General features: G+C 73.2%; 21 protein-coding genes. 13 read left to right on the top strand and 8 right to left on the bottom strand.

Going from position 1 to position 23,490, the window contains the following annotated elements:
- Positions 1-57 precede the first annotated feature (57 nt).
- On the top strand, positions 58-696 hold the full coding sequence (locus tag AB0G79_RS28195; protein ID WP_360811245.1) for a helix-turn-helix domain-containing protein: 639 nt from the start codon (positions 58-60) through the stop codon (positions 694-696).
- Here AB0G79_RS28195 and AB0G79_RS28190 read toward each other — a convergent pair.
- A complete protein-coding gene (locus tag AB0G79_RS28190; protein WP_360811244.1) occupies positions 588-1,478 on the bottom strand; it encodes a DUF3626 domain-containing protein in 891 nt (296 codons plus the stop codon). The two genes, AB0G79_RS28195 and AB0G79_RS28190, sit on opposite strands and share 109 nt — an antisense overlap.
- 212 nt (positions 1,479-1,690) lie before the next feature.
- On the opposite strand from AB0G79_RS28190, the gene AB0G79_RS28185 reads away from it, so the two are divergent.
- Positions 1,691-2,350: a ThuA domain-containing protein gene (locus tag AB0G79_RS28185; RefSeq protein ID WP_360811242.1), complete on the top strand. Its 660-nt coding sequence runs from the start codon at positions 1,691-1,693 to the stop codon at positions 2,348-2,350.
- A gap of 116 nt (positions 2,351-2,466) precedes the next feature.
- Positions 2,467-3,864 carry an NADP-dependent succinic semialdehyde dehydrogenase gene (locus AB0G79_RS28180; protein WP_360811240.1) on the top strand — a complete coding sequence of 466 codons (1,398 nt, stop codon included), beginning with the start codon at positions 2,467-2,469 and terminating at the stop codon, positions 3,862-3,864.
- Positions 3,865-3,892: 28 nt separating this feature from the next.
- On the opposite strand, the gene AB0G79_RS28175 is transcribed toward AB0G79_RS28180, so the two are convergent.
- Together AB0G79_RS28175 and AB0G79_RS28170 are read right to left on the bottom strand one after the other, a co-directional pair.
- Entirely contained in the window at positions 3,893-4,924 is a 1,032-nt protein-coding gene (locus tag AB0G79_RS28175; RefSeq protein ID WP_360811238.1) for a PHP domain-containing protein, read from the bottom strand.
- Positions 4,925-4,934: 10 nt separating this feature from the next.
- Positions 4,935-7,019, bottom strand: coding sequence for a SpoIIE family protein phosphatase (locus AB0G79_RS28170; RefSeq protein WP_360811236.1), 2,085 nt, complete (start codon positions 7,017-7,019; stop codon positions 4,935-4,937).
- A 158-nt stretch (positions 7,020-7,177) separates the two neighbouring features.
- Between AB0G79_RS28170 and AB0G79_RS28165 the strand changes: the two genes are divergently transcribed.
- From AB0G79_RS28165 to AB0G79_RS28155, 3 genes are all read left to right on the top strand, one after another.
- A complete protein-coding gene (locus AB0G79_RS28165; protein ID WP_360811234.1) occupies positions 7,178-7,381 on the top strand; it encodes a hypothetical protein in 204 nt (67 codons plus the stop codon).
- Between the two features lie 127 nt (positions 7,382-7,508).
- A complete protein-coding gene (locus tag AB0G79_RS28160; protein WP_360811232.1) occupies positions 7,509-8,699 on the top strand; it encodes an acyl-CoA dehydrogenase family protein in 1,191 nt (396 codons plus the stop codon).
- Positions 8,700-8,805: 106 nt separating this feature from the next.
- On the top strand, positions 8,806-9,228 hold the full coding sequence (locus AB0G79_RS28155; protein ID WP_360811230.1) for a nuclear transport factor 2 family protein: 423 nt from the start codon (positions 8,806-8,808) through the stop codon (positions 9,226-9,228).
- Between the two features lies 1 nt (position 9,229).
- Here the strand turns inward: AB0G79_RS28155 and AB0G79_RS28150 are convergent, their stop codons facing one another.
- Both AB0G79_RS28150 and AB0G79_RS28145 read right to left on the bottom strand, forming a co-directional pair.
- Positions 9,230-10,138 (bottom strand): potassium channel family protein, encoded by a 909-nt coding sequence (locus tag AB0G79_RS28150; protein WP_360811228.1) that lies wholly within the window; start codon positions 10,136-10,138, stop codon positions 9,230-9,232.
- 173 nt (positions 10,139-10,311) lie between these two features.
- Complete coding sequence (locus AB0G79_RS28145; RefSeq protein WP_360811226.1) at positions 10,312-10,701, bottom strand: VOC family protein; 390 nt, start codon at positions 10,699-10,701, stop codon at positions 10,312-10,314.
- 192 nt (positions 10,702-10,893) lie between these two features.
- On the opposite strand from AB0G79_RS28145, the gene AB0G79_RS28140 reads away from it, so the two are divergent.
- The 3 genes from AB0G79_RS28140 (at position 10,894) to AB0G79_RS28130 (ending at position 16,885) form a co-directional block, all read left to right on the top strand.
- The gene (locus AB0G79_RS28140; RefSeq protein WP_360811224.1) at positions 10,894-13,419 is read left to right on the top strand and encodes an AAA family ATPase; all 2,526 of its coding nucleotides are present in this window, start codon (positions 10,894-10,896) and stop codon (positions 13,417-13,419) included.
- Between the two features lie 126 nt (positions 13,420-13,545).
- Positions 13,546-14,466, top strand: coding sequence for an oxygenase MpaB family protein (locus AB0G79_RS28135; RefSeq protein WP_360811222.1), 921 nt, complete (start codon positions 13,546-13,548; stop codon positions 14,464-14,466).
- 91 nt (positions 14,467-14,557) lie between these two features.
- A complete protein-coding gene (locus tag AB0G79_RS28130) occupies positions 14,558-16,885 on the top strand; it encodes a serine/threonine-protein kinase (RefSeq protein ID WP_360811220.1) in 2,328 nt (775 codons plus the stop codon).
- Positions 16,886-16,892: 7 nt separating this feature from the next.
- Here the strand turns inward: AB0G79_RS28130 and AB0G79_RS28125 are convergent, their stop codons facing one another.
- Positions 16,893-17,555 carry a M15 family metallopeptidase gene (locus tag AB0G79_RS28125; protein WP_360811218.1) on the bottom strand — a complete coding sequence of 221 codons (663 nt, stop codon included), beginning with the start codon at positions 17,553-17,555 and terminating at the stop codon, positions 16,893-16,895.
- Positions 17,556-17,603: 48 nt separating this feature from the next.
- Positions 17,604-17,945: a MerR family transcriptional regulator gene (locus AB0G79_RS28120; protein WP_360811217.1), complete on the bottom strand. Its 342-nt coding sequence runs from the start codon at positions 17,943-17,945 to the stop codon at positions 17,604-17,606.
- A 610-nt stretch (positions 17,946-18,555) separates the two neighbouring features.
- Here AB0G79_RS28120 and AB0G79_RS28115 point away from each other — a divergent pair.
- Positions 18,556-18,915: a hypothetical protein gene (locus AB0G79_RS28115; RefSeq protein WP_360811215.1), complete on the top strand. Its 360-nt coding sequence runs from the start codon at positions 18,556-18,558 to the stop codon at positions 18,913-18,915.
- Positions 18,916-19,014: 99 nt separating this feature from the next.
- Here AB0G79_RS28115 and AB0G79_RS28110 read toward each other — a convergent pair whose 3' ends face one another.
- Positions 19,015-19,218 carry a cold-shock protein gene (locus tag AB0G79_RS28110; protein WP_360811213.1) on the bottom strand — a complete coding sequence of 68 codons (204 nt, stop codon included), beginning with the start codon at positions 19,216-19,218 and terminating at the stop codon, positions 19,015-19,017.
- Positions 19,219-19,514: 296 nt separating this feature from the next.
- Here AB0G79_RS28110 and AB0G79_RS28105 point away from each other — a divergent pair, with 296 nt between their 5' ends.
- The 3 genes from AB0G79_RS28105 (at position 19,515) to AB0G79_RS28095 (ending at position 23,489) form a co-directional block, all read left to right on the top strand.
- Positions 19,515-21,083 (top strand): NAD(P)/FAD-dependent oxidoreductase, encoded by a 1,569-nt coding sequence (locus tag AB0G79_RS28105; protein ID WP_360811212.1) that lies wholly within the window; start codon positions 19,515-19,517, stop codon positions 21,081-21,083.
- Positions 21,084-21,251: 168 nt separating this feature from the next.
- The gene (gene tdh / locus AB0G79_RS28100; protein ID WP_360811210.1) at positions 21,252-22,286 is read left to right on the top strand and encodes an L-threonine 3-dehydrogenase; all 1,035 of its coding nucleotides are present in this window, start codon (positions 21,252-21,254) and stop codon (positions 22,284-22,286) included.
- Positions 22,287-22,289: 3 nt separating this feature from the next.
- Positions 22,290-23,489 carry a glycine C-acetyltransferase gene (locus tag AB0G79_RS28095; RefSeq protein WP_360811208.1) on the top strand — a complete coding sequence of 400 codons (1,200 nt, stop codon included), beginning with the start codon at positions 22,290-22,292 and terminating at the stop codon, positions 23,487-23,489.
- The last annotated feature ends 1 nt before the right edge of the window (position 23,490 follow it).

Genomic DNA, 23,490 nt, shown 5'->3' with positions numbered 1-23,490 from the left:
GGAAGCGGCCGTCGGTAAGGTGGGTGTCCGTTCCACGACCACCGAGGAGTCCCAGCCGTGCCGAGAGGTGCCCCGGGCGTCGCCAGGCGCCGGCCCCAGACCCGAGCGGCGCTCCTGAAGGCCGCCCTGGAGGTCTTCGCCGAGCACGGTTTCCACGCGGCGACGATCGAGCAGATCTGCGAGCGCGCCGGCTACACGCGGGGCGCGTACTACTCGAACTTCGCCGGCAAGGACGAGCTCTTCCTCGCCCTGTTCGACGAGCACAGCGAGCGGATCGTGCGCCGGCTCTCGGAGGCGATCGACGCGCTGACGCCCGAGGAGTGCACGCTGCCGCGGATCGCGGAGCTCGCCGCCCGGATCGAACCGGACGAGCGGGACTGGTACGTGGTGACCACCGAGTTCACCCTGCGCGCCATCCGCGACCCGCAGACGGCCTGGGTGCTCGCCCGCCACGACGAGCGGCTGCGCGCCGAGATCGCCCGCGGGCTGACCCTGGTCCTGCGCCGGGCCGGGCGGGAACTGACCGTGGACGCCGACCGGTTCGCCCGCCTGGTCGTCGCCCTGCGGGAGGGCGGTCTCGCGCAGAGCTACGTCGAGCCGGAGGCGCTGCCGCCCGGCACCCTGGAGCGGGAGTTCCTGGCCCCGCTCCTCGAGGCCTCGACCCGCCGGCTGGGCGCGCCGAACCGGGCCAGGTAGTGCCAGACCCGCTTCACGGCCTGCGGGTCGTACGCCCCTGATTCCGCCGCCTCCTGCACGATGCGGGCGTCGAGGAACCCGCCGACGGCGATCCGGGCGCCGAGCTCCACGTACTCCGGACCGCGGTAGTCCGGCCTCAGGCGCAGCTCCTCGACGGAGAGCCGGAATCCGCCGTGCCACTCCACGGGGCAGCCGAGCCGCAGGGCCGCCTTCTCGACCTCCGTGCCCCGGTGGCTGGGGTCGAGGACCAGCGCCTCCACGTCGCGGCCGATGACGACGGGCCCGTGGACCTGCGCCTCGACGTAGTCGTCGAGCGGGTCCGCGCCGTCGGCCGCGGCGAGGGCGACGAGCCGCATGCGGGAGGCGACGCCGAAGTCGGTGGGCTCCAGGAAGCTGTCCGGGTAGCAGAACGACGTCCGCTCCACCGCCTCGGCCGTGAGCCGCAGGTGCGCCGAGCCGAAGCGGGGCGCGGCGCCGAAGGGGCGGCGGTCGTAGTTCAGGGCCCCGTACACCGGTCGGGTGTCCGCGGGCGCCTCGTCGTACACGCCGCCGAACATCCGGCTCTCCCACCGCCACCGGTCCCCGCCCGGCACCGCGGTCAGCCCGCCGTTGCCGGTCCCGGTGACGAACTGCGAGCGGTAGACGCCGTCCTCGGCGAGCCGGTCGAGGAAGTGCGGGTGGAAGTTGAGCGTGACCCGCAGCCCGGGGTCGACCGCCCCGCCGGTGGAACGGTCGGCGACGTGCGCGAGTGCGCGGCGGCCGTGATCGTGAAGAGGTGTCATCGGGGCAGTGTGCCCGAGGGCGCGCGCGCGTGGCACGGCGTTTTCGGGAGCCCGGGGAGCCCGTGCCGTTGTGGCCGGACGACGTCCTTGGCTACGGTCCAGGGCGGGGAACGCCCCCGTGCCGCCGCCGTCCCCTCCGCGTTCCCCGCCGCCACGACTGCCACGACCGCTACGACCGCCGCAATCGACACGACCGACCGGGAGCTCGCCGCGTGCCCACCGCCGGTGTCCTGATCTACACCCGCACCGCGGGCTACCGCCACGACTCCCTCCTCGCCGCGGCCGCCGCCCTCGCCGGTCTCGCGCGCGAGCGGGGCTGGAGGGCCGACGTCACCGACGACCCCGGCGCGTTCACCCCCGAGGGACTCGCCGGCCGTCCCGCCGTCGTCCTGCTCTCCACGACCGGCACCGTCCTGACCCCCGGGGGCCGTACCGCCTTCGAGGCGTACCTGCGGGGCGGCGGCGCGCTCCTCGCCGTCCACGCGGCGGCCAACGCCGAACCCGACTGGCCGTTCTACGGCGAGCTCCTCGGCACGCGCTTCGCCGGACACCCCGCCCTCCAGCCCGGCAGGGTCCTCGTCGAGGACCCCGGGCACCCGGCGACGGCGCCGCTCCCGGCCGTCCTGGAGTGGACCGACGAGTGGTACGACTTCACGTCGCCGCCGCGTGCGGCGGGCGTGCACGTCCTGGCGCGCGTCGACGAGTCCTCGTACGAGGGCGGCACGCACGGCGACGACCACCCGCTCGTCTGGTGCCGCGCCGTCGACCGGGGACGCTTCCTCTTCACCGCGCTCGGGCACGCGGCGGAGGCGTACGAGGACCCCTCCTTCCGCGCGCACCTCGGCGGCGCCCTGGACTGGCTCACCGCCTGACGCCGGGATGGCGGCGGGGCGGTCACCCCACCGCCCCGCACCTGTTGCGCCCGCGCGCCCGGCGCGGGAGGTTTCCCGTGGGGGCCGGACGGCCCCGGGCCAGGAGGAGAAGCGGCATGGGCATCGCATCCGTGAACCCCGCGACGGGCGAGACGCTGCGCACCTACGAGGCGCACGGGCCCGAGGAGGTCGAGCGGCGCGTGGCCGCCGCTCACGCGGCGTTCCGCCAGTACCGCACCACCACCTTCGCCGAGCGCGCCCGGCTCCTGCGGGCCGCCGCCGCCCTCCTCGACGAGGACGGCGACGACATCGCCCGCACCATGACCCTGGAGATGGGCAAGCCGCTCGCCGCCGCCCGCGCCGAGGCCGCCAAGTGCGCCAAGGCCATGCGGTGGTACGCGGCCAACGCCGAGCGCCTGCTCGCCGACGAGCACCCCGCCGAGAGCGACGTGCAGGACTCCGGCGCGGACACCGCCCGCGTCCACTACCGGCCCCTCGGCCCGATCCTCGCCGTCATGCCGTGGAACTTCCCGCTCTGGCAGGTCATCCGCTTCGCCGCGCCCGCGCTGATGGCGGGCAACACGGGCCTCCTCAAGCACGCCTCCAACGTGCCGAGGACCGCCCTCTACCTCGGTGACCTGTTCCGCCGCGCCGGGTACCCGGACGGCTGCTTCCAGACCCTCCTGATCGGCTCCCGCGACGTCGAGGCCGTCCTGCGCGACCGCCGGGTCGTCGCCGCCACCCTCACCGGCAGCGAACCCGCGGGCCGTGCCGTCGCCGCCGTCGCCGGCGACGAGATCAAGAAGACCGTCCTGGAGCTCGGCGGCAGCGACCCGTACATCGTCATGCCCTCCGCCGACGTCGTAAGGGCGGTGAAGACGGCCGTCACCGCGCGCGTGCAGAACAACGGTCAGTCCTGCATCGCCGCCAAGCGGTTCATCGTCCACCAGGACGTGTACGACGACTTCGCCGAGCGCTTCACCGCGGCCATGAACGCGCTCACCGTCGGCGACCCCCTCGACGAGTCCACCGACGTCGGCCCCCTCGCCACCGAGCAGGGCCGCGCCGACCTGGAGGCCCTGGTCGACGACGCCGTGCGCAAGGGCGCGACCGTCCTGTGCGGCGGACGCCGGCCGGAGGAGCCCGAGCTCGCGAACGGCTGGTACTACCGCCCCACCGTCCTCACCGGCATCACCCCCGCGATGCGCGTCCACCAGGAGGAGACCTTCGGCCCCGTCGCCACCGTCTACCCGGTGCGCGACATCGAGGAGGCCGTGACCGTCGCCAACGACTCCCCGTTCGGCCTCAGTTCCAACGTGTGGACCCGCAAGGACGAGGACATCGCCTTCTTCGTCCGCGACCTGGAGGCCGGCGGCGTCTTCGTCAACGGCATGACCGCCTCCCACCCGGCGCTCCCGTTCGGCGGTATCAAGCGCTCGGGGTACGGACGCGAGCTCGCCGGCCACGGCATCCGCGAGTTCTGCAACGCGACGACGGTCTGGCAGCGCGCCTGACCCGTGGCGGCGGGGTCGTCGAGGCCGCTCAGGACGCGGCCCACTCCAGCAACCGCTCCGCCGGCCAGGTGTTGATCACGCGGTCCTCCGGCACCCCGCACTCCTCCGCCCGCGCGCAGCCGATGATCTGCCACTCCAGCTGGCCCGGGGCGTGCGCGTCCGTGTCGATCGCGAAGTACGTCCCCGCCTCCACCGCGAGCCGCAGCAGCGCGCGCGGCGGATCGAGGCGTTCCGGACGGCTGTTGATCTCCACCGCCGTCCCCGCCTCCGCGCAGGCCGCGAAGACCCGCTCGGCGTCGAACTCCGACGCGGGCCGCAGCCGCCCGCCGGCGACGAGCCGGCCCGTGCAGTGCCCGAGCACGTCCATCAGCGGGTCGCGGACGGCCCGTTCCAGACGGCGGGTCATCGACCGCGCGTCCATCCGCAGCTTCGAGTGCACCGAGCCCACGACCAGGTCGAGCCGGTCGAGCAGCTCGGGCTCCTGGTCGAGCGAACCGTCGTCGAGGATGTCGCACTCGATCCCGGTGAGCAGCCGGAACGGCGCCCACTCCTCGTTGAGCCGCGCCACCACGTCGAGCTGCTGGCGCAGCCGGTCGGGGGAGAGGCCGCGGGCCACCGTCAGCCGCGGGGAGTGATCGGTCAGCACCGCCCAGTCGTGGCCGATCGCCGCCGCCGTGCGGCCCATGTCCTCGATCGTCGCGCCGCCGTCCGACCAGTCGGAGTGCAGGTGGCAGTCGCCGCGCAGCGCCGCCCTCAGGGCCGTACCGGCACCGCCGCCGTCCGGCGTGCCGGGCCCGAGGCTCTCCTCCGTCTCGGCCTCCAGGTGCGCCAGGTACTCCGGCACCCGGCCCTCCAGCGCCTCGCGGACCACCGCCGCCGTCTTCGGGCCGATCCCCTTCACCGCCTCCAGGGTGCCGGCCGCCGCGCGCCGCGAGGCCTCGCCGTCCGGGAGGGCGGCGAGGGCGGTCGCGGCGGTGCGGAAGGCACGCGCGCGGTATCCGGGCGCCTGCGCGCGCTCCAGGAGGAAGGCGATCCGGTTGAGCGCGGCCACGGGGTCCACGGCGGTCTCCTCACCTGCCGCCGGAGGCCACGTCCGCGACCGCCGGCTCCGGTCCGATCTCGCACCACACCGCCTTGCCCTCGCCCCGCGGCTCCACGCCCCAGCGCGACGCCAGCGCGTCGAGCAGCAGCAGTCCGCGGCCCGAGGTGGCCGCCTCCCCGGGGGTACGCCGACGGGGCCAGGCGCTGGAACGGTCCTGCACGGAGAGCCGGACCCGCCGCACCGGCTCGGGCAGCACCTCCAGGGTGAGGACGGCGCCGCCCTCCGTGTGCAGCAGCACGTTGACGAGCAGCTCGCCCGTGAGGAGCTCGGCGTCGTCCGACAGCTCCGGCAGGCCCCAGTCCCGCAGCGCCTGCCCCACGGCCGCCCGCGCGTCCGAGAGGCCCTGCGGATCGGCCTGGTGGATGTACTGGTGGATGCGGGGCGCCCGGGGTGTGCCCGGGTCCGGGGTGCGGCGCAGCACGAGGAGCGCCACGTCGTCGCCGGAACCCCACCGCTCCCACAGCCGCTCGGAGAGGTGGTCGGCGAGCGCCTCCGCCTGCGGCGGGCCGCTGCGGATCGCCTCCGCGAGCGCGTCGAGTCCGGTCGCGATGTCGGATCCCGGCTGCTCCACGAGCCCGTCGGTGCACAGGACGAGCGTCTCGCCGGGCACGAGGTCGAGGCGCGTCTCGGGGAACTCCTCGTCGCCGAAGACCGTCGCGAGCCCCAGCGGCAGCCCGCCGCGCAGGTTCGGCCGCCCGACCCGGCCGTCGTTGTGCCGGATGAGCGGGCCGAGGTGTCCGGCCCGTACCGCGCGCAGGGTGCCGCTGGTCAGGTCCACCTGCGCGTACGTGCAGGTCGCGAAGCGGTTCGTGTCGAGTTCGGCGAGGAAGCGGGAGGCCCGGGCGAGGACGGTCGAGGGGGCGTGTCCCTCGCCCGCGTACGCCCTGAGCGCGATCCGCAGCTGGCCCATGATGGCGGCGGCGTGCGTGTCGTGCCCCTGGACGTCGCCGACGACGATCCCGACCCGGCCCCGGGGCAGCGAGATCACGTCGTACCAGTCGCCGCCGACCTGCCGGCCGCTCCAGGCCGCGTGGTAGCGGACGGCGATCTCGCCGCCGGTGATCTCCGGGATCCGGCGGGGCAGCATCGTCGCCTGGAGCCCGGTCGCGAGCTCCCGCTCCTCGTCGAAGAGGATCGCCCGCTGGAGGGACTGGGCGACGATCGCGGCGAGGCCGAGCGCGAGGTTCCGCTCGTCGGCGTTGAAGGAGGACCTGCCCCGGTAGAACAGCGCCATCCCGCCGAGCGAGCGGGCCTGCGCGACCAGCGGCAGGTAGCAGGCCGACCGGAACTCGAGCCGCGTGAGGTACGGGGCGAGCTCGGGGAAATCCCGGCCGAGCGAGGCGAACGAGGAGACGAAGCGCGGCCGGCCGCTCAGCACCGTCTCGGCCAGCGGGAGCCCCCGGTCGAGCCGCCGGGTGCGGAAGTCGTTCAGCACGTCGAGGGACTCGCCGCTGAGCGCGATCACGTTCAGCGAGCCGTTCTCGACGAGGCCGAGGGCGAGCCCGTCCGCGCCGAGCCGGGCGAGTCCGCCGGGCCCGGTGAGGGCGGCGGTCACGTCGTCGACGGTCACCGCGCGCGAGAGCGCGTTCGTGGTGCGCTCGACGATGCTCGTCTGCACCTCGCGGCGCCTCTCCAGCTCCAGGAGGAAGGCGGAGTGCGTCACCTCGGCGGTCGTGTCCCGGACGATCCCGACGATCCGCTGTGCCCGCCCCTCGGCCGTGCGCAGGATCCGGGCCTGGACGTGCGTCCAGTGGGGGGACCCGTCGGCCTGCGGGATGGGGAAGTGGGCGGTGTAGGAGACGGAGCCGCCCCGGACGGCCTCCCGGACGATGGCGTCGAGCCGGGTCCGTTCCTCGGGGGCCAGACGGGCGACGAGCGTCTCGGGGCGCCCGTCGTAGGCGTCGGAGGACAGCCCGAAGACCAGCAGCCCGGCGTCGTCGACATCGATGGTGCCCGTGTCGAGATCCCAGTCGAAGCTGCCGGTCCGGTTCATGGCGAGCCGCTCGGCGGGCCCGATCTCGCCAGTGCGCGTCAGCCGGTCGTCATCGGTCATCGTCCCCATTGTCGAACCCGCACCCCTCGGACGCCATGGCGGTGACACGGCGTGGCGCGAGTTCGCCGCGTGGCGTCCCTCCCGCGGGCCGTCCCGGATGCGCTCCGGCGGGCCCGACACGAGAATGGCGGGTGTCGGAAGAACACGTAGGAGGCGGCATGAACGCTGAGCCCGACAAGACGTCCCGGGACGACCTCCCGACGCCCGACCGGGCGCTCCACTCCGGTTCCGAGGGCGGCGCCTTCACGGCGGAGGACGTGGTCCTCGCCTCCGGGCGGGACGTGAACCCGAAGAACCTGGCCTGGGCCGAACGCCGCATCGCGGAGCGGGGCCGGGCAGCGCTGGAGGAGCTCCTGCCCTAGCCGGACGAACCGGCGGACAGACGACGCGGGAGAGCCCCCGGAGCCGTACGGCATCCGGGGGCTTCCGCATTTATGGAACACGTTCTACCGTGGCCGCCGTCGCAGGACGCCGCCACGGGAGGCCCGCATGCACCTCGAGTACACGTCCGAGCAGAACCGTCTGCGCGCCGAGCTGCGGGCGTACTTCGCCGAACTCGTCCCGGAGGACGTCCACACGCGGTACGAGGACCCGGCCGCGCAGAAGCTCTTCTACCGCGAGACCGTGCGCCGCCTCGGCACCGACGGCTGGCTCGGGGTCGGCTGGCCCGCCGAGTACGGGGGGCGCGGCCTCACCCCCATGGAGCAGTTCATCTTCTTCGACGAGGCCGCCCAGGCCGGCGTGCCCCTGCCGCTCATGGCCCTCAACACGGTCGGGCCGACGATCATGCGGTACGGCACCGAGGAGCAGAAGGCCTTCTTCCTGCCCCGGATCCTCTCCGGGGAGATCGACTTCGCCATCGGCTACAGCGAGCCCGACGCGGGCACCGACCTGGCCGCCCTGAAGACCCGCGCGGTGCGGGAAGGGGACCTGGACACCGGTCACTACACGGTCAACGGGCAGAAGATCTGGACGACCAACGGCGACACGGCCGACTGGGTCTGGCTCGCGGTCCGCACCGACCCGGACGCCCCGCCCCACAAGGGCATTACCATGCTCCTGGTCCCCACGAGCGACCCCGGCTACTCGTGCACCATCATCAACACCCTCGCCTCGCACGACACGACGGCCAGCTACTACGACGACGTGCGCGTCCCGGCCTCGAACCGGGTCGGCGAGGAGAACAAGGGCTGGCGGCTCATCACCAACCAGCTCAACCACGAGCGCGTCACCCTCGCGGCGCACGGCACGATGGCCATCCGCGCCCTCCACGACGTCCGGCGCTGGGCCGCCGACACCGGGCTCGCCGACGGCCGCCGCGTCCTCGACCTCCCGTGGGTCCGCCGCTCCCTGGCCCGCACCCACGCCCGCCTCGACGCGATGAAGCTCCTCAACTGGCAGATGGTGAACGCCGTCCAGAACGGCACCCTCACCCCCCAGGACGCCTCCGCCGTCAAGGTGTACGGCTCCGAGGCCCGCCGCGACGCGTACGCGGCCCTCATGGAGGTCGTCGGCTCGGCGGGCGCACTCAAGGAGGGCTCGAAGGGCGCCGTCCTCCACGGCGAACTGGAACGCGGCTACCGCTCCGCCGTCATCTTCACCTTCGGCGGCGGCAACAACGAGATCCAGCGCGAGATCATCTCGTGGATCGGCCTCGGCATGCCCCGGGTGCGCCGCTGAGCGGCCGGGGGCGGACGCCGGCCGCACCGGGGGAGGGGTGGACAGCCCCCGGGCGGCGGCATAGCCTCCGACACACCTAGTCAATTAGTTGAATACAGGTGATGTCGTGCATCCGTTCCGCCAGGCCGTCGAGGACCGAGACGAGGCCGCCATCGAGGCGCTCCTCGCCGAGGACGTCGTCTTCACCAGCCCCGTCGCCTTCTCGCCCTACGCGGGCAAGGCCATCACCGCCGCGATCCTGCGCGGGGTGATCAGGGTCTGCGAGGACTTCACCTACGTCCGGGAGATCGCGGACCCGGACGGCCGCGACCACGCCCTCGTCTTCACCGCCACCGTGGGCGGGCGGGAGATCCAGGGCTGCGACTTCCTCCATTTCGACGAGGAGGGGAAGATCGACGACTTCATGGTCATGGTCCGGCCGCTGTCCGCCGCCAAGGCGCTCGCCGAGGCGATGGGCGCCCAGTTCGACCGGATCGCCACGGAGGCGGCGGGCGTCGCGGGGGCCGCGGGGGCCGCGGGAGTCGCGTAGGTCAGGACCCGTCCCCCGCGCCCGGGGGAGGGCCCTCGTCCGACCACGGATGCCCGTGGTCGCGGGCGTACGCCGCGAAGACCTGCCCGGTTCCCCCGCCGGTCCGCAGGAAGCGCTCGTCGAGGACGGCGGCGAGGTCGTCGAGGGCCCGGCGCAGGACGGAGGCGGAGAGGCGGACGTCCGGGTGGCCGGCCTCGGCGGCGCGGTCGGCGAGGCCCAGGGCGTACCCGAGCCGGCGGGGCAGCGCCGTGTCCTCGTCGGCGTCGTGGAAGTAGTACGACTCCGCGTACTGGAGGAAGTCGACGGTGAGGGTGGCGAGCCCGGCGGCGAGCCCGTCGAGGACGGCCGCCCCGCCGGCGGAGTCCAGGGCCCCGGTCGTGGCCCGGCTGTCGCGCAGGTGCGAGAGGCGCAGGGCGAGCGTCCTGCGGCGGGCTAGCGCCGGGTAGATCCCCAGGATCCACGCCACGGTCGCCGAGAGCAGCACGAAGCCCACGAGGGCCTCGACGGGTGCCAGGACGCGCAGCCAGCCCGCCGTGGGCGCGATGTCGCCCAGGCCGAGCGTGGCCAGGGTGACCAGCGAGAGGTACAGGGCGTCGAGCGGGCCCGCGTGATCGGAGGGCGTGAGCCCGTCCGCGTACGAGAAGTCCCCGGGCATGCGGGGCCAGTACACGAGCGCCCACCCCACGGCCACCGTCACCGCCCAGGCGACCACCACCAGGATCATGCCGAGCGGCCCGGCGAGGCCCGCCGGGCGCCACCGGGCGCCGCGGTGCGCGGAGAGCCGCCACACGGCCCGCATGATCAGTCTGCTCAGGCCGCCGTGCCGGGTCGGGTGCCACAACGTGTGGAAGACGTCCCGCAGGACGAGCAGCACCAGGAGGGCGCCGAGCGGCGTCACGAGCCAGGACATGGCGGCCCCTTTCCCTGCTCCGAGCATGCGCGATCGCCCGCCGCCCCGCACGGGGGCGGGGCGGCGGGCGGTGGACGTCCCGCCGTGGAGCCGGGTGCGCGGAGCCGCGGGGCCGGACGGGGCCCCGGCAGGGCCTCGTGGGGCCCGGCCGGACGGATCCCGGCGGGCCGGGCTCAGCCCTCGGTGACGTCCTGCGGGTACCAGCGCAGCTCGACCGTGTTGCCGTCCGGGTCCTTCACGTACACCGACTGCGCCGAGCCTCGCGCGCCCCAGCGCGGGACCGGGCCCTCGATGACGTCGAACTCGCCGGTGTCGATGACCTCCTGCCAGTCCAGCGGGTCCACGACCAGGCATATGTGGTCCACGTTGGACTCGCCGCGCGGACGCGAGAACAGGTCGATGACGGTGGTCTCGTCGATGCGCACGGACGGGAACGGCACCTTGCCCTCACGCCACTGCTCGACGCGCTCGGGCTCGAGGCCGAGAGAGCCGATGTAGAACTCCAGGGCCTTTTCGACGTCGGTCACGTTGAGGACCAGGTGGTCGAGGGCTTTGACGCGCATGAGTGATTCTCCGCTCCTGTCGGGACTCAGTCATGATCCACTCTGGCACAGCCCTCTGACAACAGCGCCTGGAAGGCGGCCCTTCGGCGCGACGCGGACCCCGCCGCCGGCCGCACGCCTGCGCTTGCGGCGCACGCTCCGGCGGGTTCTCGTGGCGGAGGGGGCCCTTCCGCTGCGCGTCTGGAGTCCGTCATGTCGATGGCGTTCGGTTCACCCTTCGGTTCGTCCGACCCGTTCAGCGACCTGCTGAACCGGTTCTTCGGGATGTCGCCCGCCTCGTCGCCGCCGGCGGTGCAGCGCGTGCCCATCGGACGGCTGCTGACCGAGTCGTCACGCGAACTGCTCAACCTGGCCGCCCGCAGGGCCGCCGAGGACGGCACCACCGACCTCGACACCGAGCACCTGCTCTGGGCCACCACCCAGGTGGACCCCTCCCGGCGGCTCCTCGCCCGGGCGGGCGTCGACCCGGCCGGGCTCGCCGCCGAGATCGAGAAGGCGCTGCCGAGGGAGTCCGACGAACCCTCCGCCGAGCCCGGCCTCACCCCGGCGGCCAAGCGGACCCTCGCCCTCGCCCACGCCACCTCCCAGGCCGCCGGAGTCTCCTACATCGGCCCCGAGCACATCCTCGGCGCGCTGCTGGGCGACGCCGACTCGGGCGCCGGACGGTTCCTGCGCGCCGAGGACGTCGACGTGTCCAGAATGCGCGAGGTCGCCGGCCAGGCAGTCCGCGGCGACGCCCCGCCCGCGGCCGGGAAGCAGGGACAGCAGCCCGCCACCACCCTCGACGAGTTCGGCCGCGACCTGACCGAGGAGGCGCGGGCGGGCAGGCTCGACCCGGTCGTCGGCCGCGCCGACGAGATCGAGCAGACCGTCGAGATCCTCTCCCGCCGCTCCAAGAACAACCCCGTCCTCATCGGTGAGCCCGGCGTCGGCAAGACCGCCATCGTCGAGGGCCTCGCCCAGCGGATCGTCGCGGGCGAGGTGCCCGACACCCTCAAGGACAAGCGGGTCGTCTCGCTCGACATGTCCGGCATGGTCGCGGGAGCCCAGTACCGCGGCCAGTTCGAGGAACGCCTCAAGAAGGTCATCGAGGACGTCCAGAACTCCGAGGGCGAGATCATCCTCTTCATCGACGAACTCCACACCGTCGTCGGCGCCGGAGCCACCGGCGACGGCTCCATGGACGCGGGCAACATGCTCAAACCCGCCCTCGCGCGCGGGGAGCTGCACGTCGTCGGCGCGACGACGATCGACGAGTACCGCAAGTACGTCGAGAAGGACGCCGCCCTCGAACGCCGCTTCCAGCCCGTCCTCGTCCCCGAACCCACCGTCGAGGAGACCGTCCAGATCCTCGAAGGGCTCCGGGACGCGTACGAGGCCCACCACCGGGTCCGGTTCGCCGACGGAGCCCTGACGGCGGCGGCCGAGCTCTCCGACCGGTACATCAGCGACCGCTTCCTGCCCGACAAGGCCATCGACCTCATGGACCAGGCGGGCGCGCGCGTACGGCTCCGCGGCGCCGGCCGCTCCACCGAGGTGGTCAGCCGCGAGGACCGCCTCGCCAAGCTCCGCCGGGAGAAGGACGAAGCCGTCGCGGGCGAGGAGTTCGACAAGGCCGCCGACCTGAAGCGGCGGATCGCCGAGGTCGAGGGCGAACTCGCCGGCATCGAGGAGCGCCGCGAGGGCGTCGTCTCCGTCACCGCCGCCGACATCGCCGAGATCGTCTCCCGCCGCACCGGCATCCCCGTCGCCCAGCTGACCGCCGGAGAGAAGGAGAAGCTGCTCAGGCTGGAGGCGGAGATGCACGCGCGCATCGTCGGCCAGGAGGAGGCCGTCACCGCCGTCTCCGAGGCCGTCCGCCGCAACCGCGCCGGCATGGGCGACCCGAACCGCCCCGTCGGCTCCTTCCTCTTCCTCGGCCCCACCGGCGTCGGCAAGACCGAACTCGCCAAGACCCTCGCCGAGCTCCTCTTCGGCGACGAGGACCGGATGATCCGGTTCGACATGAGCGAGTTCCAGGAGAAGCACACGGTCGCCCGGCTCGTCGGCGCGCCTCCCGGATACGTCGGTTACGAGGAGGCCGGCCAGCTCACCGAGAAGGTCCGCCGTCAGCCGTACAGCGTGGTCCTCTTCGACGAGGTGGAGAAGGGCCACCCCGACGTCTTCAACACGCTGCTCCAGATCCTCGACGACGGCCGACTCACCGACGGCCAGGGCCGCACGGTCGACTTCCGGCACTGCGTCGTCATCATGACGTCCAACATCGGCGCCCAGCGGATCCTCGCCCACGAGGGCGACGCGGCCGAGCTCAAGGACGAGCTGATGCAGGACCTGCGGCAGAAGTTCCTGCCCGAGTTCCTCAACCGCATCGACGACATCATCGTCTTCCACAGCCTCACCGAGGAGGACCTGTCGGAGATCCTGGAGAACCTCCTCGACCGGAGCAAGCACCGCGTACACGCCCAGGGCCTGACCCTGGAGGTCACCGAGGCGGCGAAGAAGCTCCTCGTCGCGCACGGCTACCAGCCGGCCTTCGGCGCCCGCCCGCTGCGCCGCACGATCCAGCGGGAGCTGGACAACCGGGTGGCGTCCCTGCTGCTCGGCGGCGAGGCCGGACCCGGGGACACGATCGTGGCGGACGTCATCGACGACTCGCTGCACTGCACCATCCAGAAGGGCGGGGCGGGCGGGGACGGAGAGGCGGCCGAGGCGGTCTGAGGAACGGGCCCGGCAAACCGGCCTGACGGGTGGGAAACGCCGGGCACGCGCACGCGTGCCCGGCGTTTTCGTCCGGTCCGCTCCCGCCTGGTTCGGAGGCGGTGCTTCCGGCGTAGCCTGAGCGGCATGAGGCAGGACGCCGACCCCGGACCCGCCGTTCCCGACCCCGGACCCGCCGTTCCCGACCCCGGACTCTTCGGCCCCGGATCCGTCACCTGGCAGCTGCACGGCGACCCGGTGATGTGGATCGCCGGCGTCAGGGCCCTGTGGCTCCAGGCCCTCCACCCCGTCGCCGTGCGCGGGATCATGATCAACAGCACTTTCCGCGAGGACCCCTGGGGCCGTCTCCTGCGGACCGCGAGCTTCGTCGGCACCCTCAGCTACGGCACCGCGGCGGCGGCCGAGGCGGCGGGCGCCCGCGTCCGGAAGATCCACCGGCTGCTCGGCGTGGACGACCCCGGGCTCCTGCTCTGGGTCCACTGCGCCGAGGTCGACTCGTACCTCTCCGTGGCCCGCCGCTCCGGCGTCCCGATGACCGACGCGCAGGCGGACCGGTACGTCGACGAGCACCGCGTCTCCGCCCGGCTCGTCGGCCTCGACCCGGACGCGGCCCCGGCTTCCGTGGCCGCACTCGACGCCTACTTCGAGGAGATACGCCCCCGGCTCGCCGGCGGCCCCGACGCGCGGACCGTCGAGGACTTCCTCCGCCGCCCGCCGGTCAAACCCGTCCTGGTACCGGCGCGCGAGGTGATCTGGCGGCGCGTGGCGGCGCTCGCCTACGACACCCTGCCCCCGTACGCCCACGCGCTCTACGGCACCCCCGCGCCCGACGACGACACCGTCACCCACCGGTTGGTCGCCACGGCCAACCTCCTGCGCTGCGTCCCGGCCAGGCTCCGCTGGAGGCTGCCGCCCCGGCACATCCTCCGCGCGATGGACCGGCTCGGCCCCGGCGCCCGTCCCGACCCGTACGCGAACCTCGGCCCGCGCGCCGAGGCGGGAGAGGACACCCGGGCGCACACCCGCAAGGGCGCTTCCGGTCGCTGACACGTGCCCTGCCCGTACCCACTGTCAGTGGCGGCGGCCATACTGGACATGTCGGGGGAACATAAGGAAACGACGGGGGCGACTGCACACGATGGGGGAGACCAGGCTGATCCAGGGCCGGTACCGCCTGGACGAGGTCATCGGCCGCGGGGGCATGGGCGAGGTCTGGCGTGCCACGGACGAGGCGCTCGGCCGCCGGGTCGCCGTGAAGTGCCTGAAGCCGCTCGGCCCGCAGCACGATCCCCAGTTCCTCACGGTGGTCCGCGAGCGCTTCCGGCGCGAGGCGCGCGTCGCCGCCGCGCTCCAGCACCGGGGCATCACCGTCGTCCACGACTTCGGCGAGTACGACGGCGTGCTCTTCCTCGTGATGGAGCTCCTGGAGGGCCGCAACCTCAGCCAGCTCCTCGCGGCCGACCCGCGGAACCCGCTGCCCGTCCAGGACGTCGTCGAGATCGCCGACCAGGTCGCCGACGCCCTCGCGTACACGCACCGGCAGGGCATCGTGCACCGCGACCTGAAGCCGGCGAACATCATGCGGCTCCACGACGGGACGGTGAAGATCTGCGACTTCGGGATAGCGCGCCTCGGCACCGACATGAGCTTCACCTCCAAGCTCACCGGCACCGGCATCGCCATGGGCACCCCGCACTACATGTCGCCGGAACAGATCGGGGGCGGCGAGGTCGACCACCGCAGCGACCTCTACTCGCTGGGTTGCGTGCTGTACGAACTGGCCACCGGAGCGCCGCCGTTCGACCTCGGCGACTCCTGGGCCATCCTCATCGGCCACCGGGACACGGTGCCGAGCCCGCCGCGCGCCCACCGCGCAGAGCTGCCGCCGTACTTCGACCGGCTCGTCGTCGACCTGCTCGCCAAGACGCCCGCCGAGCGGCCGGCCGACGCGGGCGACCTGCGCCGCCGGATCGTCTCGGGCCGGGTCGGCCCGCACGTGCCGCCCGCCCCGCGGCAGCCGTACGACCCGGCGGCCGAAGGCGCGGGCGCCGGGCTCGCGCCCACCGCTCCCTACCCGGTCCCCGACGTGCCCGGGGCGCAGCACGCGTCCTCGGCCGCCCCCGCGGCCACGCACACGCCCTCAACCACGCACACGACGCCCCCGGCCACGCCCACACCCCCCGCCGCGCCCGCGCCCGCGTGGGCCCGGGACATGCGCGGCGGTCTCCGCCCCTCCGCCCTGGCCGCGTCGGCCCGCCCCGCGCTCCAGGACCCGGTCGCCGCCGTCCTCACCACCGAGTGGACCACCGCCCGGCACGCCTCGGACGCGAGCTCCCTCGCCTCCGAGATCCCGGCCCCGGCTTCCGCCCCCGCGCTCAGCCCCTCGGCGGAACTCCTCGCCGTCCTCGCCGGACGCCACCGCGCCGGGATCGGCCTCGGCCGCCTCGACCGCTGGGGCGAGGCCGAGTCGGTCCACCGGTCCGTCGCCGACCACCGCGCCCGTGCGCTCGGCGAGGACCACCCGGACACCCTGTCCAGCCGGTACGAGGTCGGCTTCGCCCTCGCCCGGCTCGACCGCCCCGCCGAGGCGCTCGCCGTCTTCGAACGGGTCGCCGGGGGACGCGCGCGCGTCCTCGGCGACGACCACCCCGACACGCTCGCCGCGCGCCAGGAGCGTGCGTACGCGCTCGGCCGCCTCGGCCGGCACGCGGAGGCGTACGAGGTGTACGTGGAGGTGCTCGCCGCCCGCGAGCGCACGGTCGGGGCCGACCACCCGGACACCCTGCGCTGCCGCCACAACCTCGCCTTCACGCTCGGCCGCCTCGGCCGGCTGGACGAGTCGTACCGTACGGCGCACGAGGTCGCGGAGGCCCGGGCCAGACTGCTCGGCGAGGGGCACCCGGACACGCTCGTGACGCGCCACGAGGTCGCCTTCACGCTGGCGCGGCTCGGCCGTGGCGAGGAGGCGCTCCGCCACTACCGGGCGGTCGCCGACGCGCGCGCCGCCGCGCTCGGCGACGAGCACCCCGACACGCTGGCCGCGCGGTACGAGACGGGTGTCTGCCTCGGCCGCCTCGGCCGGGCGGCGGACGCCCTGGCCGTCTGCCGGGACGTCGTCGCGGCCCGCACGCGCGTGCAGGGCTCCGACGGCCCCGAGACCCTCCGCGCCCGCCACGCCCTCGCGGTCAACCTCGGCCGCCTCGGGCGCTGGGCGGAGGCGCTCGACGAGTCCGAGAGCGTCCGCTCCCTCCGGGAGCGCGTCCTGGGCCCCGACCACCCGGACACCCTCGCGAGCCACCGGGAGACGGCCGTGGCCCTGGAGCGCCTCGGCCGCGCCTCCGAGGCCCTGGCGGCGTACCAGGACGTCGCCGCGGCCCGGATCCGGGTCCTGGGACCCGACCACCCGGACACCCTCGCGGCCCTGGCCGACGAGGCGCGCTGCCAGGGGGCCCGCCCGGTCCCGTGACCGGCGGTCAGCCGCCCGCGGCGAGCTCCTTGGGTCCGTAGAGCGCGGCGCTCGCCCCCGTGGCGAGCGCCCAGTACCGGTCACCGTAGGACCAGTGCCACCACTCCGTCGGGTAGTTGACGAACCCGGCGGCGGCCAGGACGGAACCGAGCAGCTCCCGGTGTGCACGGGCCTCCGCGCTCACGTTCGCCGCCCCGGTGTAGCAGGCGCCGTCGCTCTCCTCCGGCCCGGCGTTCATCCGGGTCCCCAGGTCCCGTTCGACCCCGTCGTCTCCGACGAGCGTCAGGTCGACGGCCGAGCCCGCACTGTGCGGCGCGATCTCCGGCGGGGACACGTACCGGCTCGCGGCCGTACGGATCTCCTCCGCCGACCACTCCGGGTGCAGCGCCCGCAGCTCGTCCGCGTACTCCTCGAAGTACGCCCGCTGGAGCGACGGCGGCCGGTACCCCTCGACGAACAGCAGCCGCACCCCGGCCGGCAGCAGGGCCTGCGCCTTCACCAGCCGCTCGACCACGCCCGCGCGCAGGTGCGAGAAGGCGCCGTCGGCGTCCTCCTTGCGCGGGTCGACGGCCAGGCGCCCGTCGGCGCGGAGGTCCACGAGGGGCTCCCCGCACTCGGCAACGGGTATCGCGGCCACGCGCGGATCGGACATCAGGATGATCTCGGTCATCGCATGATCATCCCCTACCGGCGCCGTCCGGGAGCGGGGCCCCTCGGCTCAGTCGGCGGCCGGCGGGGGCGAGGACGACTCGGCGGCGCGGCGGTACTCGGCGTTGATGCGCTGGGCTTCTTCGAGCTGGTCCTCGAGGATGATGATCCGACAGGCGGCCTCGATGGGGGTGCCCTGGTCGACGAGCTCCCTGGCGCGGGCGGCGATGCGCAGCTGGTAGCGCGAGTAACGGCGGTGGCCGCCGCTGGACCGCAGCGGGGTGATGAGGCGCGCTTCGCCGAGGGCGCGCAGGAACCCCTGGGTGGTGCCGGTCATCTCGGCGGCCCGGCCCATCGTGTAGGCGGGGTAGTCGTCGTCGTCGAAACGGTCGTAGGAGTCGTCCGCTGTCACTTGCACCTCTCTGGTGAACACGTCGAGGGGCCCTGGTGCCAGTACTGGCACCAGGGCCCCGAAGAACTACTACACCATCTGCCGGTCCTGATACCGCACCGGCCTTCTGTTTCCGCCGACCCGACCGAGATGCTGTCGGGCACGCGGGGATCGCGATTGCTTGACCGGAGACCACCTCGCCATCGGGATCGACTGCGTTCCAACGGGTACTGCGTACTGCGCTCACGGGTACCGCCACTGCCATGACAGCGGTCCCGTCCGTGGCGGCCCCTGATCACCGCGGGCCACCCGGTCCGGTCGTCAGTCCCGTCGCCGTCCTACGACAGCCATGGCTTCGGAACTCCACCACCGGACCGTCCTGCTGACTTGCCTTGGGTGTCGCTGCCCGGCAGTTCGTGTCTGCCGGGCCCATGTGTCTCGTTGGGTTACGTGAGAAACCATAGCCACGCCGCGACCCAATGTCTACTCCGGCCGCGACAGATTTTTGTGCGCGGAGGCCGGAGGTAGTCCTCCGCGGCCGGTCCAGGGCGCTGCGGGGCGGCCGGCGCCGGGGAAGGGCCGGCGGATCCCTTCTCGTCCGCCGGCCGCTCGGCGAATAGAATCGGCTCCCATGTCGAAGCCTGACGAGCTGCTCGTTGATGTCGCCGCACTGGTGGAGTCCGGGCAGAGCAATCAGATGTCCCTGACCGTGGTCACCGGTGGTGCCGTCATCACCGGCCGACTGGCTCCCGAGGCCGTGTGGCGGCAGCGGGTGTCGGAGGTCCTGACGGACTCGGCCCGACTGGGCGAGTTCTCCGCCGTCTTCACCGCCGTGCCGCGCGGTGACGGGCCGCCCACCCACCTGCACTTCCACGTGGCCCGCATCCTTCAGGGCGTGGTGGGGATTCCCGAGACGGGCGGGATGTACCGCGTCGCGATCGCGGACGTCAGTGCCTGGACCATGGGCGACTTCAGCTACTCCGACAACTGAGGCGAATTCGCGCGCCGGAAAAACGCCACCTGGGAACGCGAATAGCTGGGGTCCGCATCCCGAAGGATGCGGACCCCAGCTACGAATGGCGCGTCAGCGTCAGGCGGGAACGATGTTCTCCGCCGTCGGGCCCTTCTGGCCCTGCGCGATGTCGAACGTGACCTTCTGGCCTTCGAGCAGTTCGCGGAAGCCCTGGGTGGCGATGTTCGAGTAGTGGGCGAAGACGTCGGGGCCGCCACCCTCCTGCTCGATGAAGCCGAAGCCCTTTTCCGCGTTGAACCACTTCACGGTGCCAGCAGCCATACTGTTTCTCCTTTGCGTGGCATCTCTCTTCGTCATGGAAATCGCATGAGAAGAAAAAGAGATGCCCAAAATTTCGTGGTCACCAAAACGGCAACCGATATCGACGGTAGCACGCCGTGGGGTGCCTATGTGTGAATATCGCCCCGTTCTGTGCGACAAGGCAAATACTCTCCCCGCGAGGGTCGTCAAATTCTCGGTTCGCGGAGGCAGATATTCATTCACGTCGAGTGCACGGTCGCGGGGGTGCGGTGGCTCCGGCCTCTTCCTCGGACCCTCGCGCCGTGTGAGCATGAGCCATGACCGCTCCCGCCCCGCACTCCGGCGCCCCCGGCGCGCTCCGCCCGTACGACGTCGTGATCGTCGGAGGCGGGCACAACGGCCTCGTCGCAGCCGCCTATCTGGCACGGGCCGGACGGTCCGTCCTCGTCCTGGAGCGGCTCGGGCACACCGGTGGGGCCGCCGTGTCCGCGCGGCCGTTCGCCGGGGTCGACGCCCGGCTCTCCCGGTACTCGTACCTCGTCTCGCTGCTCCCGGAGAAGATCGTGCGGGAGCTCGGGCTGCGGTTCGCCGTACGGAAGCGGTCCGTCTCCTCGTACACCCCGAAGGGTGACGGCGGACTTCTCGTCGGCGGGGACCCCGAGCGGACGCGGGCCTCCTTCGCCGCGATCACCGGGTCCGACCGGGAGTACGAGGCGTGGCAGGCGTTCTACGGGCGTACCGCCGAGGCCGCCCGGCGGATCTTTCCCACGCTCACCGAGCCGCTGCCCACGCGCGACGGGCTCCGTGACCGGGTCGGCGACGACGCGACCTGGCGGATGCTCTTCGAGGAACCGCTCGGCGTCGCCGTCGAGCGGACCTTCGCCGACGACCTGGTGAGGGGGGTCGTCCTCACCGACGCCCTCATCGGCACGTTCGCCGACGCCCACGATCCGACGCTGCTCCAGAACCGCTGCTTCCTCTACCACGTGATCGGCGGCGGCACCGGGGACTGGGACGTCCCCGTCGGCGGCATGGGCGCCCTCACCGACGCCCTCGCGGACGCCGCCCGCGCCGCCGGTGCCCGCATCCTCACCGGGCACGAGGTCACGCGGATCGAGACCGACGGGGCACGCGCCGCCGTCTCCTACCGGACCGCCGACACGGAGGGCTGCGTGGAGGCCGCACGGGTGCTCGTCAACGCCTCCCCGCAGGAGCTCGCCGTCCTGCTCGGCGAGGCGCCGCCGCCCCCGCCCGAAGGCGCGCAGCTGAAGGTGAACATGCTGCTGACCCGGCTCCCGAGGCTCCGGGACCGGTCCGTCGACCCCCGCGAGGCCTTCGCCGGGACCTTCCACATCGCCGAGGGGTACGGGCAGCTGGCCGCCGCCCACGCCGAGGCCGCCGCCGGGCACCTCCCCACCGCCCCGCCCTCGGAGATCTACTGCCACTCCCTGACCGACCCGACCATCCTCGGGCCCGAGCTCGCCGCCACCGGGCACCAGACCCTCACCCTCTTCGGGCTCCACGCCCCGGCCCGGCTCTTCGCCGCCGACAACGACGGGGCCCGCGCCGCGCTCCTCGAGGCGACCCTCGCCCAGCTCGACGCCCACCTCGACGAGCCGGTCGCCGACTGCCTCGCCGTCGACGCGGACGGCCGCCCCTGCGTCGAGGCCAGGACCCCGCTCGACCTCGAACGCGACCTGAGGCTCCCCGGCGGCCACATCTTCCACCGCGACCTCTCCTTCCCGTACCGGGAGGAGGGGGCCGGGCGCTGGGGGGTCGAGACCGCCCACGCCAACGTCCTCCTCTGCGGGGCCGGTGCCGTCCGCGGCGGCGGCGTCAGCGGCATCCCCGGCCACAACGCGGCCATGGCGGTGCTCGGACGCTGACGCGTGGCGGCCTCCCGCCGCGGGTGTGAAGCTGATCTGCGAGCGCGCTTAAGAAATCCTCGATGGACCGCGAGCGCGACGTACGGAAGATTTTGTTCCAGGGATCTTGGGCGCTGAACCGTGCCCGCACCCGCACATCACAGGACACGCACGTCGGGAGCCGTTGCATTGAAGGCGCTGGTCAAGCTGAAGTCGGAGCCGGGACTCTGGCTCACGGACGTGCCCGAGCCGGAGACCGGCCCCGGGGACGTGCTCATCAAGGTCAAGCGGACCGGCATCTGCGGCACCGACCTGCACATCCGCTCGTGGGACGGCTGGGCGCAGAAGACGATCGCGACCCCGCTGACGATCGGTCACGAGTTCGTCGGCGAGGTCGTCTCCGTCGGCCGTGACGTCGCCGACATCGCCGTCGGCGACCTGGTCAGCGGCGAGGGCCACCTCGTCTGCGGCAAGTGCCGCAACTGTCTCGCCGGGCGCCGCCACCTCTGCCGCGCCACCATCGGCCTCGGCGTCGGCCGCGACGGCGCGTTCGCCGAGTACGTCGCGCTGCCCGCCTCCAACGTGTGGGTCCACCGCGTCCCCGTCGACCTCGACGTCGCCGCGATCTTCGACCCCTTCGGCAACGCCGTGCACACGGCCCTCTCCTTCCCGCTCGTCGGCGAGGACGTCCTCGTCACCGGCGCCGGCCCGATCGGCATCATGGCCGCCGCCGTCGCCAAGCACGCCGGCGCGCGCAACGTCGTCATCACCGACGTCAGCGAGGAGCGCCTCGCCCTGGCCCGCAAGACGGGCGTCTCCCTCGCCCTCAACGTCGCCGAGCAGACCATCGCCGACGGCCAGCGCACCCTCGGTCTCAAGGAGGGCTTCGACGTCGGCCTGGAGATGTCGGGCAACCCGCACGCGATGCGGGACATGGTCGCCAACATGACCAACGGCGGCAAGATCGCCATGCTGGGCCTGCCCAGCGAGGACTTCGCCGTCGACTGGGCGAAGATCGTCACCTCCATGATCACGGTCAAGGGCATCTACGGCCGCGAGATGTTCGAGACCTGGTACGCGATGTCGGTGCTCCTGGAGGCGGGCCTCGACCTCAGCCCCGTCATCACCGGCCGGTACGACTACACCGACTTCGAGGCCGCCTTCGACGACGCGGCCTCGGGCAAGAGCGGCAAGATCATCCTCGACTGGACTGCGGGAGCCTGACCCATGTTCGATTCCGTACGCGACGACATCCGCACCACCCTCGACGAGATCCGCGAGGCCGGGCTGCACAAGCCCGAGCGCGTCATCGGCACCCCGCAGTCGGCCACCGTCGCCGTCACCTCGGGCGGCCGCCCGGGCGAGGTCCTCAACTTCTGCGCCAACAACTACCTCGGCCTCGCCGACAACCCCGAGATCGTCGCCGCCGCCCACGAGGCGCTCGACCGCTGGGGCTACGGCATGGCGTCCGTCCGCTTCATCTGCGGCACGCAGGAGGTCCACAAGGAGCTGGAGGCGCGCCTGTCCTCCTTCCTCGGCCAGGAGGACACGATCCTCTACTCCTCCTGCTTCGACGCCAACGGCGGCGTCTTCGAGACGATCCTCGGCCCCGAGGACGCCGTCATCTCCGACGCCCTCAACCACGCCTCGATCATCGACGGCATCCGCCTCTCCAAGGCCCGCCGCTTCCGCTACGCCAACCGCGACATGGCCGACCTGGAGCAGCAGCTCAAGGCCGCCGTCGAGGGCGGCGCCCGCCGCAAGCTGATCGTCACCGACGGCGTCTTCTCCATGGACGGCTACGTCGCGCCGCTCGACGAGATCTGCGACCTCGCCGAGCAGTACGACGCCATGGTCATGGTCGACGACTCGCACGCCGTCGGCTTCGTCGGCCCCGGCGGCCGCGGCACCCCCGAGCTGCACGGCGTCATGGACCGCGTCGACATCATCACCGGCACCCTCGGCAAGGCCCTCGGCGGCGCCTCCGGCGGCTACGTCGCGGCCCGCGCCGAGATCGTCGCCCTGCTGCGCCAGCGCTCGCGCCCGTACCTCTTCTCGAACACCCTCGCCCCGGTCATCGCCGCCGCCTCCCTCAAGGTCCTCGACCTCCTGGAGTCCGCCGGCGACCTGCGCGAGCGCCTGAACGCCAACACGGCGCTCTTCCGCTCCCGCATGACCGAGGAGGGCTTCGACATCCTCCCCGGCGACCACGCCATCGCCCCCGTCATGATCGGCGACGCCGCCGTCGCCGGCCGCATGGCCGAACTGCTCCTGGAGCGCGGCGTGTACGTGATCGGCTTCTCGTACCCCGTCGTGCCGCAGGGCCAGGCCCGCATCCGCGTGCAGCTCTCCGCCGCGCACTCCACGGAGGACGTGAACCGGGCCGTCGACGCCTTCGTCGACGCCCGCGCCGCCCTCCAGGGCTGAG

Source organism: Streptomyces sp. NPDC020807 (assembly GCF_040641575.1).
Taxonomy (GTDB): domain Bacteria; phylum Actinomycetota; class Actinomycetes; order Streptomycetales; family Streptomycetaceae; genus Streptomyces.
This window is presented reverse-complemented; position numbering and strand designations above follow the sequence as displayed.

Bases quoted from the DNA above. Each gene is read 5' to 3' on its own strand.
- AB0G79_RS28190 (WP_360811244.1), bottom strand. From the start codon at position 1,478: ATGACACCTCTTCACGATCACGGCCGCCGCGCACTCGCGCACGTCGCC.
- AB0G79_RS28180 (WP_360811240.1), top strand. From the start codon at position 2,467: ATGGGCATCGCATCCGTGAACCCCGCGACGGGCGAGACGCTGCGCACC.
- AB0G79_RS28170 (WP_360811236.1), bottom strand. From the start codon at position 7,019: ATGACCGATGACGACCGGCTGACGCGCACTGGCGAGATCGGGCCCGCC.
- AB0G79_RS28165 (WP_360811234.1), top strand. From the start codon at position 7,178: ATGAACGCTGAGCCCGACAAGACGTCCCGGGACGACCTCCCGACGCCC.
- AB0G79_RS28160 (WP_360811232.1), top strand. From the start codon at position 7,509: ATGCACCTCGAGTACACGTCCGAGCAGAACCGTCTGCGCGCCGAGCTG.
- AB0G79_RS28150 (WP_360811228.1), bottom strand. From the start codon at position 10,138: ATGTCCTGGCTCGTGACGCCGCTCGGCGCCCTCCTGGTGCTGCTCGTC.
- AB0G79_RS28145 (WP_360811226.1), bottom strand. From the start codon at position 10,701: ATGCGCGTCAAAGCCCTCGACCACCTGGTCCTCAACGTGACCGACGTC.
- AB0G79_RS28140 (WP_360811224.1), top strand. From the start codon at position 10,894: ATGTCGATGGCGTTCGGTTCACCCTTCGGTTCGTCCGACCCGTTCAGC.
- AB0G79_RS28135 (WP_360811222.1), top strand. From the start codon at position 13,546: ATGAGGCAGGACGCCGACCCCGGACCCGCCGTTCCCGACCCCGGACCC.
- AB0G79_RS28130 (WP_360811220.1), top strand. From the start codon at position 14,558: ATGGGGGAGACCAGGCTGATCCAGGGCCGGTACCGCCTGGACGAGGTC.
- AB0G79_RS28125 (WP_360811218.1), bottom strand. From the start codon at position 17,555: ATGACCGAGATCATCCTGATGTCCGATCCGCGCGTGGCCGCGATACCC.
- AB0G79_RS28115 (WP_360811215.1), top strand. From the start codon at position 18,556: ATGTCGAAGCCTGACGAGCTGCTCGTTGATGTCGCCGCACTGGTGGAG.
- AB0G79_RS28110 (WP_360811213.1), bottom strand. From the start codon at position 19,218: ATGGCTGCTGGCACCGTGAAGTGGTTCAACGCGGAAAAGGGCTTCGGC.
- AB0G79_RS28105 (WP_360811212.1), top strand. From the start codon at position 19,515: ATGACCGCTCCCGCCCCGCACTCCGGCGCCCCCGGCGCGCTCCGCCCG.
- AB0G79_RS28095 (WP_360811208.1), top strand. From the start codon at position 22,290: ATGTTCGATTCCGTACGCGACGACATCCGCACCACCCTCGACGAGATC.